The following is a 12944-nucleotide window of genomic DNA, read 5'->3' as shown; positions in this document are numbered from 1 at the left end:
CACTGAATAGGAGTTTTCATGTTAGGTGCGTGGTTTTCATACGTGTAATCTACCCACCGCCCGGGGCCCCGCCCCGGACCCCGCGCCTCAAACGCCGGCGGGGCTGGGGGTGGCCTCAGGCGCCGGCCGGGCTGAGGGGTGGCCTCAAACGCCGACCGGGCTGGAGTGGTCAGGCGGTCGGGGTGAAAGTCTTGGCCGCCTCGGCCGTCGCGGCTTCCTTGACGACCTTCAGGCCGCCCGGGACGGACTCGTCCGGTTTCATGATCACGCTTTGGCGGGTGGAGGGGGCCTTGGGGTCGGAGAAGTCGTGCGTGATCCCGAAGCCGCTGTCGTAGGACTTCAGGCTCAGCAGGGCCTTGCCGATCCCTTCGCGGGTGAGGTCCTTCTCCGTACAGGCCTTCTTCAGCGCCTCCCCGTAGACCGAGGCGGCCGTGAATCCGGCCACCACGCCGTTGTCGAGGCCCGCGCCCGGGTACTCCGCCTTGTAGGCCGCGGAGAGGGCCGCCGGGCCGGGCTCGGTGGAGCCGATCGGCAGAGTGGACGAGGCGACGTAGTAGTCCTTCTGCAGGGCCGCGCCCGCCGGGGTGGCGAGGAGCTGGGGTGCGAAGGCGGAGTTGTTGCCGACCACGGGGACGTTCCAGCCGCCGGCCGCGGCGACCCCGACCAGCGAGGCCGCCTGCTTGGGACCGGCGCTGATCACGACGGCCTTGACCCCGGCCTGCTTGAGGGCCGCGACCTGCGCGGACATGTCGTTGTCGGTGGGCTTGATCTTCTGCTCGACGACGGTCAGCCCGGCCTCCTTCGCCGCGTGCTCGGCGCCGGCGAGGGCGTTCTCGCCGTAGTCGCCTTCGAAGTACACGTGCCCGATCCTGTCGCCGGAGGCGATGCGCTTCTGGTCGAGGAGGTAGCCGATCGCGTTGACCGTCTCGATGTCGTACGTCGCCCCGATCGTGCGGATCGACGGGCTGCCCAGCAGCGACGCGGACCAGGCCTGCGGGACGACCAGGCCCTTGTCCTGGCCGTCGATGCGGTCCTTGACCGCGGCGACGAACGGGGAGCCGATGAACTGGGCGAAGCCCAGCACCTTCGGCTCCAGCTCGGTGTAGGCGGCCAGCGCCTTCTGCGGGTCGTAGCCGTGGTCGCGGACCGTCAGCTCGATCTGCCGGCCGCAGATGCCTCCGGAGGCGTTCGTCTGCTTCACCCACAGCTGCTGGGCCTGGGTGACGCTCTTGCCGAGCGAGGCGTAGACGCCCGTCATGTCGGTGAGGGCGCCGAGCTGGATCGCCGTGGCGGTGACCCCCTTGCCGGTCTTGACACCGCCCTCGGCCTGCTTGTCCTCGCTGCCGCCGCCCGCCTTGCCGCTACAGCCGGCGGCGCCGGTCAGGACGAGCGCCGCCGCGAGGGCCGCCGTACAGAATCGCGCTCGCTGGTGGGTACCGGGTCTCTTCACGCTGGCTCCTTCGGGGGACGTGCGGACAGGGAGGAACGGATCCGGGCGAGACCGCCCGGCAGGAACAGGACGACCGCGACGACGGCCGCGCCGTAGAGGTAGCGGGAGGCCTCCCCGGGGGAGACCCCGCCGGTGCCCGGCGCGGAGACCAGCGGGAGGGCGTCGCTCCAGCGGGTGAGGAGCTGGGGCAGCAGGGAGACGAAGAGGGCCCCGACGACGGCGCCCCCGACCGTGCCGAGGCCTCCGATCACGATCATGGCGAGGTATTCGAGGGACAGGACCATGCCGAAGTAGTCGGGCACGGTGCGCTGGAAGACGAGGGCGAGCAGCACGCCGGCGAGGCCCGCGTACATCGAGGACAGGACGAAGACGGCGGAGCGGTAGCGGGCGACGGGGACGCCCATGACGCCCGCGGCGATGTTGTGGTCGCGGATGGCGTTCAGGGCGCGGCCGGGGCGACCCCGCAGGACGCCGCGGGCGAAGAGGGCAGAGGCCAGGAGCGCGGCGAGGGCCACGTACCAGAGCTTCTCGGCGGACTGAAAGGGGACGGCGGCGATGACGGTCTCGGTGTCGTCGAAGGCGAAGCCGAAGAGGGAGAGGGGCTCGACGGGGCGGCCGTTGAAGCCGCCGGTCAGGGAGGTGGCGTTGAACAGGACGTGCTGGCCGATGAAGATCAGCGCGAGGGTGGCGATGCCGAGGTACGCGCCGCGCAGCCGCCCGGCGATGGGGCTGAAGAGGCCGCCGGCCGCTCCCGCGAGGGCGACGGCGAGGACGGCCGCGAGCCAGCTGGGCAGGCCGAGGCCGACGAACTCGTGGCTGCCGGAGCGACCGCCGTCGCCGGCGAGGGCGCAGTAGCCGTACGCCCCGACGGCGAGGAAGAAGGCGTGGCCCATGGAGAGCTGGCCGGTGGCCCCGGTGAGCAGGTTGAGCCCGATGGCCCCGATCCCGGCGGCGATGGCGAACAGTCCGGCCTGGAGCCAGAACCGGTCGAGGTAGAAGGGCAGCGCGAGCAGTACCGCGCACCCGGCGGTCCAGAGGGCGTGGCGCGGGCCCAAGCGGCGGGGGCCCGAGCGGCCGGGGCCCGGTCGGCGGGTGCCCGGTCGGCGGGGGCGGCCGACGGCCGGCGCGCCGTCGTCGGGGCCGGATCCCGCGTCGGGCGCGGCGGTCTCATGCTGCGACACGGATGCGCTCCTTCACGCCGGAGGGACCGGGGCCGGGTGTTCCGGCTGGGCACCCCGCAGGGGAAACGTCAGACACGGGCCAGCTCCTTCGTGCCGAACAGGCCCGCCGGGCGCAGGAGCAGCACCACGACCATGACCAGGTAGGGGGCGAGGTCCCCGATGCCGCGGCCGAGGAAGGTCAGCTGGCTCTGGTAGCCGGTGGCCATCGCTTCGGTGACGCCGACGATCAGGCCGCCCGCGAGGGCGCCGGTGGTGGAGTCCAGGCCGCCGAGGATGGCCGCGGGGAAGGCCTTGAGGGCGGCGAGCGAGGTGGCCCGTTCCAGGCCGGGGGTGGGGAAGACGGTCAGGAAGAGCGCCGCCACGGCGGCCAGGGATCCGGCGACCGCCCAGGCGGCCAGCGAGACCCGGCCCAGCCGTACGCCCATCAGCGCGGCCGTTTCCGGCTTCTCGGCGGCGGCCCGCATCGCCACGCCCCACGCGGTGTACCGGAAGGTGAGGAGGAACGCCGTGATCAGGAGGCCGGCGGCGATCAGGGCCGCGATCCGGGTCTGCGGCACGATGACCGGGCCGAGGTGGACCACGGCGTTGCCCCACGGGTCGCCGAGCGCGAGGACGTCCGTACCGATGCGGCGGGTGAGGTCGGTGGTGATCAGGATGTCCACGCCGATGGTGACGATGGCCAGCACGCTGTGGTCCTGGCCGCGGTAGCGCCGCATCACCAGGAACTCGACTCCGGCGCCCACGGCGGCGGCGGTCGCGATGCCCACCGCCAGGGCGGGCCAGAAGCCGATGTCGTCGTGCAGGACGGCGGTGACGTACCCGCCCGCCAGGAGGAGCGAGGCGTGGGCGAAGTTGACGACCTCGGTGGCCTTGAAGATGACCACGAAGCCGAGGGCGATCAGCGCGTAGACGGAGCCCATGGACAGTCCGCCGAGCAGGAGTTCCAGGAAGGTGGTCACGCGGCCGGGTCCTCCTCGCCGAGATAGGCGCGCACGACCGCGGGGTCGCTCTGCACCTGGGCGGGGGTTCCGCCGCCGATCCGTCTGCCGAAGTCGAGTACGGTCACCGCGTCCGCGAGCCGCATCACCACCCCCATGTCGTGTTCGACCAGCACGATCGAGATGCCGAGGCCGTCTCGAACGCCCGCGATGACGGCGGCCGTGCGCTGTCGTTCGTCCGCGGTCATACCGGCGACGGGTTCGTCCAGGAGGAGCAGCCGCGGTTCCATGCACAGGGCACGGGCGAGCTCCACGAGTTTCTGTTTGCCGTACGGCAGGGAGCCCGCGGGGGCGGCCAGGTCGGCCTCCAGGCCGACGAAGGCGGCGATCTCGCGGACCCGTTCGCGGTGCCGGCGGTCCTCGCGGACGGCGGACGGCAGCCGCAGTCCGGTGGCGAGGAAGCCGGACCGCATGAGCCGGTGGCGGCCGAGCAGCAGGCTGTCGGCGACCGTGGTGCGCGGGGGCAGCGCCAGGTTCTGGAAGGTACGGGCGACGCCGAGGGCTGCGACGGCGTGCGGGGCGAGGCCGGTGAGTTCCGCGTCGCCGAAGCGGACGCTGCCGGCGGCGGCCCGGTAAACGCCGGAGAGCACGTTGAAGCAGGTGGACTTGCCGGCGCCGTTGGGTCCGATGACGGCGTGCACGCTGCCCGGCTCGACGGTGAAGGAGACGGCGTCGAGGGCGGTGAGGCCGGCGAACCGGACGGTGACGTCGGTGACGGTGAGGGGTGGCGGGCCACCGGTCGCCCGCATCGCGGCGGGCGGGACCGGGCGGACCGGCGGGCGGGGGGTGCCGGCCGGATCCGAAGCTGCGGGCGGGATCAAGCCGACCACCTGCGCAGGATGCGGGCCGGGGGCGGAGCCGGAGCGTCCGCGTCGGTGATGCCGAGATAGCGGCGGCGTACCTCGTCCGAGGCCGCGAGCTCCGCGGCCGGGCCCGACAGGGTGACCTCGCCGACCTCCAGGACGTACGCGTACGAGGCGAGGCGCAGCGCGAGGGCGGCGTTCTGCTCCACCAGCAGCACGGAGGTGCCCGTGGCGTTGATCTCGGTGATGGTCGCGGCGATGGTCGCGGCCATCTTCGGTGCCAGCCCGAGCGAGGGCTCGTCCAGCAGGAGCAGCCGGGGGCGGGCCATCAGGGCCCGGCCCAGCGCCAGCATCTGCTGTTCGCCGCCGGAGAGCAGGCCCGCCCGCTGCCGGGCCCGGCGGGCCAGGACGGGGAACAGCTCGTGGACGCGGGCCAGCGAGCGGGTGATGTCGGCGCGGGAGCCCGACCGGGCGCCCAGCGCGCCGGCCCGCAGGTTGTCCGCGACGGTCATGCGGGCGAACACCTGTCGCCCTTCGGGGACTTGCACCACTCCGGCGGCGACCGCCCGGGCCGGGGAGAGCCCGTCCAGCGGTCGGCCGTCGAAGCTGATGCCGCCCTCCGTGGCGGCGCCCCGGTGGAAGGCGAGCGTGCGGGACACCGCCCGCAGGAGGGTCGTCTTTCCGGCGCCGTTGCCCCCGAGTACGACGACCACGGCGCCGGCCGGTACGTCGAGCGAAACGGCGCGCAGTGCCCGTACCGGGCCGTAGCCCACGGACAGCGCGCGTACCTCGAGCGAGGCCACATCCCCTCCCACTGCTTGCCCTCCCACTGTCTGGCTTTGTGCTGGCGCACAGACCAGCACCGGGCGGGGTGCGCGGTCCACGGCGCGCAGCGGAATCGCTGCCGATGACCAGCCGGGGGCGGGGTGCGGTTGTGCAACGGCACAGACCTGCCGACCGGGCCCCTTACGCGGGCGGCCCGGCGCTGACATCCTCTGGGGCCATGGGCGGACGCAGGGCGCGCACGGAAGCGGAGTGGTCGGTGCTGCTGACGGCGGCCGAGGTGCTGCTGGAACGCGTGCCGGCGCTGACGGAGCAGCTGATCGTCGATCTGGCGAAGCATTCGCCGCTGTTCGATCTGGCGGTGCCGCGGGACGAGCACTGGCAGCAGGTCAGCGAGGCGATGCGGTACGGCATCGAGGCGTTCGCCGCGCGCCGCTCGGACACGCGCAAGGACCTGGCGTACGCGGAGGAACTGGGGCGCCGGCGGGCCGAACAGGGGCTGCCGCTGGACCTGTTGCTGTACGCGTACCGGCGGGCGGGGCGCCTGACGTGGGACGCGCTGCTGGACATCGTCACCGAGGAGGACCCGGACGCGCTGCCGGTGCTGGCCCGGACGGCGGGCGCGATGTGGGCCGGGATCGAGCAGCAGGCCGCCGTGACGGCGGAGGCCTACCGGGCGGGCGAGCGCGAGATGCGACGGCGCAGCGACGAGCGGGTGCAGGCGCTGCTGGACGCGCTGCTGGAGGGGGACGCGGCGCAGGGCCTGGCGGCGCGGGCCGCGGCGGGCCTGGACCTGCCGGAACAGGGGCGGTACGCGGTGGTCGTGCTGCCGGTGGACCGGCGGGACTCGGTGCACCGGGTGGCGGCGGTGGGCGGGATGCGGCTGTTCTGGCGGATGCGGGCGGACCAGGAGCTGGCGGTGGTGGCCCTCGGGACGTGCACGCTGGACGAGCTGGCGGCGGAGCTGGCCGACCGCTGCCCCGGGCCGGGCGGGATCAGTCCGGTGGTGGACGGCCTGGCGGAGCTGGGGCGGGCGCGGCGCCTCGCGGTGACGGCGCTGGCCACGTGCGGGCCGGAGGAGCGGTCCCTGGTGCGGTTGTCGGAGCGGCTGCCGACAGCCTTGGTCGTGAGCCAGCCCGAGCTGGCGGGTGAACTGGTCCAGGCGGTGCTGGGGCCGCTGCTGGAGCTGGACCCGGCGGACCGGGCGATGCTGCTGGAGACGCTGGACGCCTGGCTCGCCGCCGAGGGCTCCGCCGGGCGGGCCGCGACCCGGCTGTACTGCCACCGCAACACGGTCTTCAACCGGCTGCGCCGCCTGGAAACCATGACGTCCCGGTCCTTGTCCCGCCCGCGCGACCTGATCGCGCTGACCCTGGCGGTGGAGGCCCACCGTCTGTCGGGGGTGTGGGGGCCGGCCTGAGAGCGGGGCTGCCCGGGGTCGGCGGGCGATAGCCTTGATGTCGGAAAACCGCCAGCCCGAGCCGGCGCCTGCCAGGATGCTGGAGCCATGTACACCGACACCGACCGCTGCGTCAGGGCCGTGCGGTCGAAGGACGCCCGCTTCGACGGCTGGTTCTTCACCGCCGTCCGCACCACGGGGATCTACTGCCGGCCCAGTTGCCCGGCCGTGCCGCCCAAGGTCCAGAACATGAGCTTCCTGCCCAGCGCCGCCGCCTGCCAGCAGGCCGGGTACCGGGCGTGCAAGCGCTGCCGACCCGACACCAGCCCCGGCTCCCCCGAGTGGAACGCGCGCGCGGACGCCGTCGCGCGGGCCGTGCGGCTGATCCAGGACGGGGTGGTCGACCGCGAGGGAGTGCCCGGTCTCGCCGTCCGGCTCGGCTACTCGACCCGCCAGGTGGAGCGGCAGCTCAACGCCGAGCTCGGCGCCGGACCGCTCGCCCTCGCCCGCGCGCAGCGGGCGCAGACCGCCCGGCTGCTGATCGAGACCTCCGAGCTGCCGATGGCCGATGTCGCCTTCGCCGCCGGGTTCTCCTCGATCCGTACCTTCAACGACACCGTCCGCGAGGTCTTCGCGCTCTCCCCGAGCGAGCTGCGGGTGCGGGCGGACAGGGCCGGCGGACGCAAGGACGCCCAGCCCAGGATCCCGGGCACGATCAGCCTGCGGCTGCCCTACCGGGCCCCGCTGAACCCCGACAACCTCTTCGGGCACCTTGCCGCGACCGCCGTGCCCGGGGTCGAGGAGTGGCGTGACGGCGCCTACCGCCGCACGCTGCGGCTCCCGTACGGCACCGGGGTGGTGGCGCTCACCCCCGGGCCCGACCACATCGGCTGTCGGCTCGCCCTGACCGACCTGCGGGACCTGACCATCGCCATCAGCCGCTGCCGGTGGATGCTCGATCTGGACGCCGACCCCGAGGCCGTCGACGGGCAGCTGCGCACCGACCCGCTGCTGGCCCCGCTCGTGGACAAGGCTCCCGGGCGCAGGGTTCCCCGTACGGTCGACGCGGCGGAGTTCGCCGTACGCGCGGTCCTCGGCCAGCAGGTGTCCACCGCGGCGGCCCGGACGCACGCGGCCCGGCTGGCGGCGGCGTACGGGGAGCCCGTGCGGGATCCACAGGGCGGGCTGACGCACCTCTTCCCCTCCCCGGAGGCGCTGGCCGCCCTGGACCCGGAGGCGCTGGCGATGCCGCGCAGCCGGCGCACGACGCTCACCACCCTGGTCGCGGCGCTGGCGGACGGCTCGCTGCCGCTGGGCATCGACAGCGACTGGGAGGCGGCCCGCGCGCGGCTCGGGGCCCTGCCCGGTTTCGGGCCGTGGACCACCGAGATCATCGCGATGCGGGCGCTGGGCGACCCGGACGCGTTCCTGCCGTCCGATCTGGGGGTCCGGCGGGCCGCCCAGGGCCTGGGGCTGCCGTCCACACCGGCCGCCCTGACGGCGCGGGCGGCGCTCTGGCGGCCCTGGCGGGCGTACGCCGTGCAGTACCTGTGGGCCACCGACGCCCACCCCATCAACCACCTGCCCGTATGAGGAGCTCGACGATGACCACGACGAACACGATGGACACCGCCGCCACGATCAGGCAGCACACCGTCGTCGACAGCCCGTACGGTCCGCTCACGCTCGTATCCACGGACGGGGTCCTCAGCGGTCTCTACATGACCGGGCAGCGGCACCGGCCGGCCGAGGAGTCCTTCGGCGAGCGGGTCGCGGCCTCCGAGGAGCCGTTCCCCGAAGTGGTGCGGCAGCTCGGCGCGTACTTCCGCGGGGAGCTGACCGAGTTCACCGTGCCGGTCCGGCTGGAGGGCACGGACTTCCAGCGCAGCGTCTGGGGGCAGCTCGTGCGCATCCCGTACGGGCAGACGTGGTCGTACGGGCAGCTCGCGGCGAAGCTCGGCAAGCCGAGCGCGTCGCGGGCGGTGGGCCTGGCCAACGGGAAGAACCCGGTGGGCATCATCGTGCCGTGCCACCGCGTCATCGGCGCCTCGGGCGGGATGACGGGCTACGGCGGCGGGATCGAGCGCAAGGTGCGGCTGCTGGAGTTCGAGTCTGCGGGGCGCCACGCCCTGTAGCGGCGGGTCAGATCACGACCAGCGGGACCAGGAGCGCGAAGCCGGCGCCGGCCTCGACCGCGTAGGCGAAGAGGGAGGGGTGCTGGACGGGGGCGGCGAGCAGCACCAGGCTCTGCTGAGCGGAGGCGGCCGCCACCCAGTCGCCGTCGGCGCCGAGTCTGCCCTGGTACCAGCCTTCGCAGGAGCCGGGGCCGGTGACGGCGAGGAGGTCGTCCTCGCGGCGGTAGAAGGCCTGCCAGCCCTCGGCGGGCACGGACCAGCCCTCGAAGTCGGGGAACGGGGCCCAGCCGCCCTCGCGTATCGCGGTGTCGAACAGCCAGACCGGCGTGCCCTCGGGGGTGACTTCGCCGCCCGCCTGCTCGTCGGTGGTGAAGTGGACCATGGGGAGGGCGTCGGGGCCGTCGGCCGTACTGGGCCAGGCGTACATCGTGATCATCTGCTGATTCTGTCCTGGTCGGAGTATGCGCTGTGTAACCCCTGCGCCTGCGGATCCACCACGCCTGTCGGATCTACGCGGTCGCCGGGCGCCGGCCGTTCTCCAGTTCCACGGTGCCCTCGCCCGACTCCAGGACGCGGCAGGCCTCTTGGGTGCGCAGGCCGAGCGATCCGGGGAGGTAGGCGGTGAGTTCGGCGGGCTCGACGAGCCGCCAGGAGAGCAGTTCCTCCTCCTGGAGCCGGATGGCGGCGAGTTGCCCGGCGTCGAGTACGCCGCCGTCGTAGAGGTAGGCGACCAGCGGCGGACGATCCGGCCCGAGGGTCCAGTCGACGGCGAGGAGCCGGCCGAGCGGGACGTCGATGCCGATCTCCTCGGCGCTCTCGCGGCGGGCGGCCGTGCGCGGGGACTCGTCCTGGTCCGACTCGATGGTGCCGCCCGGCAGGGCCCAGCCCTCGCGGTAGTTGGGCTCGACGAGCAGGACCCGGCCCGCGGCGTCCCGGTACAGGGCCGCCGCGCCGGCCAGCACCCGGGGCAGGCTCGCGATGTAGGTGGCGTAGTCATCGGTGGTCGTCACGCCGCAACCCTACCCAGCCGCCCCGGATGCCGTGGCGGGCGACCCCGTCCGCTCACCCCTCCGGGGTGCCGCCGCCGTCCTCGCGGTCGCGCCCCTTGGATTCGGCGAGGCGCCGCAGGCGCGGGTGGCTGGCCGGGCCCTGTTCGGTCATGGCCTCACCGACCATGGCCCTGACCGCGTCCCGGACACCGTGCAGCGGGTGATGGCGGGCGGGGCCGGCGCCGGGGTCCTCGCGCAGTTCCTTCACGAGCGCCCAGCACAGCAGGAGCATGACGATCACGAAGGGCAGGGCGACCAGGATGGTCGCGGTCTGGAGGGATTTCAGGCCGCCGGCGACGAGCAGGACGGCGGCGACGGCGGCCATCAGCACGCCCCACGTGACAACGAGCCAGGTGGGCGGGTGCAGGGAGCCGCGGCTGGTGAGCGAGCCCATGACCAGGGAGGCGGAGTCGGCGCTGGTGACGAAGTACGTCATCACCAGAACCATTGCAACGTACGACGTGACAGTGCCCAGTGGAAGCGCATCGAGCATCGCGAAGAGCGAGGCCTCCGTCCCGTCCTTGAGCTTGGCCGCGAAGTCGACGGCGCCGGTGGAGTCGAGCCGGATGGCGGTGCCGCCCATCACGCAGAACCAGATGACGGTGGCCCCGCTGGGCACGAGCAGGACACCCACGAGGAACTCGCGGATGGTGCGGCCGTGCGAGATGCGGGCGATGAAGGTGCCGACGAAGGGCGCCCAGGAGAGCCACCACGCCCAGTAGAAGATCGTCCACGCTCCCAGCCACGCACGGTCGGTGAAGGCGCCGGTGCGGCTGGCCATCGGCAGCAGCTGGTGCAGGTATCCGCCGACGCTGGAGGGGATCACGTCCAGCATGTAGACGGTCGGGCCGAGTACGAAGACGACCAGCATCAGGAAGGCGGCGAGCACGACGTTGATCGTGCTCAGCCACTTCACCCCCTTGTGCAGGCCCGAGAAGGCGGAGAGCACGAAGGCCGCCGAAAGGGCGGCGATGATGATCAGTTCCACCCTGATGGTGTCCTCGACCCCGGCGGTGAGGTTGAGGCCCTTGGCCACCTGGAGCGCACCGAGACCGAGGCTGGTGGCGGTGCCGAAGACGGTCGCGAAGACGGCGAGCAGGTCGATGGCCTTGCCGGGCCATCCGCCCGCCCCCGCCTCGCCGATCAGCGGGACGAAGGCGGAGCTGAGCTGATTGCCGCGCCTCTTGCGGAAGGTCGCGTAGGCGAGCGCGAGGCCGGCGATGCCGTAGATCGCCCAGGGGGTGAGGGTCCAGTGGAAGAAGGAGTACTCCATGGCCGCGAGCGCGGAATCGCCCGTACGGGGGGCGGCCCCGGAGGCGGGGGGCGGGGTCAGGTAGTGGGTCAGCGGCTCCCCCACCCCGTAGAACATCAGGCCGATGCCCATGCCCGCGCTGAACATCATCGCGATCCACGAGAGGTTCGTGAACTCGGGCTCCGAATCGTCCGCGCCGAGCCGGATCCGGCCGAAGCGGCTGATCGCGAGCACGACGCACATGACGAGGAAGATGTCGGCGGCGATCACGAACAGCCAGGCGAAGTTGTTCAGCACCCAGGCGAGGGCGGCGCTGGACGCGGTGTCGAAGGACTTGCCGCCGAGGGCCGCCCAGGCGACGACGGCGAGCACGGCCATCACGCCGATCGCGACGACGGCGTGATCGGGAGCGCCGTCCGCGGGGCGGTCGGGGCCCCCACCTGGACTATCCGGACGTGGCTGTTCCAGTGAATCCGTGCTCATGCGGCCACACTATGCAGGCCTATGTCCCCCTTTAAGCGGATGGCGCGCCGGGTGTGGCCCAGGCCACCCATGGGCATAGGAGGATCCTCCGGATAGGCTCATGGCGGCGCGACTGCACTGTTCGATAGCAAGGGATTAGCAAGGTGACGGACGGAGCAGTAACTGAGGCCGCGCGCGTGCTCATCGCCGCGGACAAATTCAAGGGCTCGCTCACGGCCGTTCAGGTCGCGGAGCGGGTTTCGGCCGGGCTTCGCAAGGCCGTACCGGGCGTGGAGATCGAGACCCTCCCCGTGGCGGACGGCGGCGACGGCACGGTCGCGGCCGCCGTGGCGGCCGGTTTCGAACGCCGGGAGGTACGGGTCACCGGACCGCTCGGCGACCAGGTCACGGCGGCCTTCGCGCTGCGCGAGGGCACCGCGGTGGTCGAGATGGCGGAAGCCTCCGGGCTCCAGCTGCTGCCCGCGGGCGCCTTCGCCCCGCTGACGGCGACCACGTACGGCTCCGGCGAGCTGCTGAAGGCCGCGCTGGACGCCGGAGCCCGCTCGATCGTCTTCGGTGTCGGCGGCAGTGCCACCACCGACGGCGGCGCGGGCATGCTGGCCGCGCTCGGCGCGGTGTTCCTGGACGCGAACGGCGAACCGGTCGGTCCGGGCGGCGGCGCGCTGGCCGCTCTGGCGTCGGCGGACCTGTCCGGGATCGACCCCCGCTTCGCGGAGGTCGACTTCGTCCTGGCCAGCGACGTGGACAACCCGCTGACCGGCCCGAAGGGCGCGCCCGCGGTCTACGGCCCGCAGAAGGGTGCCTCTCCCGAGGACGTGGCGACGCTCGACGCCGCGCTGGCGCACTTCGCCGTGGTCCTGGAGAAGGCGATCGGCCCGAAGGCCGCCGAGTGCGCGCTGCTGCCGGGAGCGGGCGGCGCCGGTGGTATCGGCTACGGGGCGCTGCTGCTCGGCGCGACGTTCCGTCCCGGCATCGAGCTCATGCTGGAGGTGCTGGGCTTCGCCCCGGCGCTGGAGCGGGCCACGCTGGTCATCACCGGTGAGGGTTCGCTCGACGAGCAGACCCTGCACGGCAAGGCCCCGGCCGGTGTCGCGGCCGCGGCGCGCGCCGCGGGCAAGGAGGTCGTCGCGGTCTGCGGCCGACTGCTGCTGACCGAGGAGGCCCTGCGGGCCGCCGGGATCCGCCGGGCGTACCCGCTCACCGAGATCGAGCCGGACACCGCGAAGTGCATCGCGAACGCCGGTCCCCTGCTGGAGCGGGTCGCGGCCAACATCGCCGCCGACGTGCTCTGACCACCCGTTACGCCCGTACGGCCGCCGATGCCCCTACGTACTGCCTCCCGAGATCAAAGGTATCCCCGCCTTCGACGCGCGCTCCATCGACCTGGTGAGGAAAATCCACTTCCCGAACG

The 12944-nt window shown here is 73.2% G+C and carries 12 protein-coding genes; 4 read left to right on the top strand and 8 right to left on the bottom strand.

Features of this window, described 5'->3' with window-relative positions:
• Positions 1–169: 169 nt before the first annotated feature.
• The 5 genes from ACWDYJ_RS34185 to ACWDYJ_RS34165 form a co-directional block, all read right to left on the bottom strand.
• Complete coding sequence (locus tag ACWDYJ_RS34185; RefSeq protein ID WP_451569502.1) at positions 170–1450, bottom strand: ABC transporter substrate-binding protein; 1281 nt, start codon at positions 1448–1450, stop codon at positions 170–172.
• Positions 1447–2505, bottom strand: coding sequence for a branched-chain amino acid ABC transporter permease (locus tag ACWDYJ_RS34180; protein ID WP_451569504.1), 1059 nt, complete (start codon positions 2503–2505; stop codon positions 1447–1449). Before ACWDYJ_RS34180 ends, ACWDYJ_RS34185 begins: the two co-directional genes overlap by 4 nt.
• A 194-nt stretch (positions 2506–2699) precedes the next feature.
• Positions 2700–3590: a branched-chain amino acid ABC transporter permease gene (locus ACWDYJ_RS34175; RefSeq protein ID WP_451569501.1), complete on the bottom strand. Its 891-nt coding sequence runs from the start codon at positions 3588–3590 to the stop codon at positions 2700–2702.
• Entirely contained in the window at positions 3587–4378 is a 792-nt protein-coding gene (locus tag ACWDYJ_RS34170; protein WP_451569503.1) for an ABC transporter ATP-binding protein, read from the bottom strand. The genes ACWDYJ_RS34175 and ACWDYJ_RS34170 overlap by 4 nt, the downstream gene beginning before the upstream one ends.
• Before the next feature lie 68 nt (positions 4379–4446).
• Positions 4447–5235, bottom strand: coding sequence for an ABC transporter ATP-binding protein (locus tag ACWDYJ_RS34165; RefSeq protein WP_451569500.1), 789 nt, complete (start codon positions 5233–5235; stop codon positions 4447–4449).
• 200 nt (positions 5236–5435) lie between these two features.
• Here ACWDYJ_RS34165 and ACWDYJ_RS34160 point away from each other — a divergent pair, with 200 nt between their 5' ends.
• From ACWDYJ_RS34160 to ACWDYJ_RS34150, 3 genes are all read left to right on the top strand, one after another.
• Positions 5436–6635, top strand: a complete 1200-nt coding sequence (locus tag ACWDYJ_RS34160; protein ID WP_451569499.1) for a PucR family transcriptional regulator — start codon at positions 5436–5438, stop codon at positions 6633–6635.
• An 87-nt stretch (positions 6636–6722) separates the two neighbouring features.
• Positions 6723–8207, top strand: coding sequence for an AlkA N-terminal domain-containing protein (locus tag ACWDYJ_RS34155; protein ID WP_451569498.1), 1485 nt, complete (start codon positions 6723–6725; stop codon positions 8205–8207).
• An 11-nt stretch (positions 8208–8218) separates the two neighbouring features.
• Positions 8219–8749 carry a methylated-DNA--[protein]-cysteine S-methyltransferase gene (locus ACWDYJ_RS34150; protein WP_451569497.1) on the top strand — a complete coding sequence of 177 codons (531 nt, stop codon included), beginning with the start codon at positions 8219–8221 and terminating at the stop codon, positions 8747–8749.
• A 7-nt stretch (positions 8750–8756) separates the two neighbouring features.
• On the opposite strand, the gene ACWDYJ_RS34145 is transcribed toward ACWDYJ_RS34150, so the two are convergent.
• From ACWDYJ_RS34145 to ACWDYJ_RS34135, 3 genes are all read right to left on the bottom strand, one after another.
• Positions 8757–9185, bottom strand: a complete 429-nt coding sequence (locus tag ACWDYJ_RS34145; RefSeq protein WP_451569496.1) for a hypothetical protein — start codon at positions 9183–9185, stop codon at positions 8757–8759.
• A gap of 73 nt (positions 9186–9258) precedes the next feature.
• On the bottom strand, positions 9259–9759 hold the full coding sequence (locus ACWDYJ_RS34140; RefSeq protein ID WP_451569495.1) for an NUDIX domain-containing protein: 501 nt from the start codon (positions 9757–9759) through the stop codon (positions 9259–9261).
• Positions 9760–9811: 52 nt separating this feature from the next.
• The gene (locus ACWDYJ_RS34135; RefSeq protein ID WP_451569494.1) at positions 9812–11533 is read right to left on the bottom strand and encodes a BCCT family transporter; all 1722 of its coding nucleotides are present in this window, start codon (positions 11531–11533) and stop codon (positions 9812–9814) included.
• A 143-nt stretch (positions 11534–11676) separates the two neighbouring features.
• Here ACWDYJ_RS34135 and ACWDYJ_RS34130 point away from each other — a divergent pair, with 143 nt between their 5' ends.
• On the top strand, positions 11677–12825 hold the full coding sequence (locus ACWDYJ_RS34130; protein ID WP_451569493.1) for a glycerate kinase: 1149 nt from the start codon (positions 11677–11679) through the stop codon (positions 12823–12825).
• Positions 12826–12944 lie beyond the last annotated feature (119 nt).

The organism is Streptomyces sp. NPDC003042 (assembly GCF_053591315.1).
Note: the sequence above shows the minus strand (reverse complement) of the source record. Positions and strands in the feature narration are given on the sequence as shown.

Coding starts and splice junctions, on each gene's coding strand:
- ACWDYJ_RS34155 (WP_451569498.1), top strand. CDS start 6,723: ATGTACACCGACACCGACCGCTGCGTCAGGGCCGTGCGGTCGAAGGAC.
- ACWDYJ_RS34160 (WP_451569499.1), top strand. CDS start 5,436: ATGGGCGGACGCAGGGCGCGCACGGAAGCGGAGTGGTCGGTGCTGCTG.
- ACWDYJ_RS34145 (WP_451569496.1), bottom strand. CDS start 9,185: ATGATCACGATGTACGCCTGGCCCAGTACGGCCGACGGCCCCGACGCC.
- ACWDYJ_RS34150 (WP_451569497.1), top strand. CDS start 8,219: ATGACCACGACGAACACGATGGACACCGCCGCCACGATCAGGCAGCAC.
- ACWDYJ_RS34135 (WP_451569494.1), bottom strand. CDS start 11,533: ATGAGCACGGATTCACTGGAACAGCCACGTCCGGATAGTCCAGGTGGG.
- ACWDYJ_RS34170 (WP_451569503.1), bottom strand. CDS start 4,378: ATGCGGGCGACCGGTGGCCCGCCACCCCTCACCGTCACCGACGTCACC.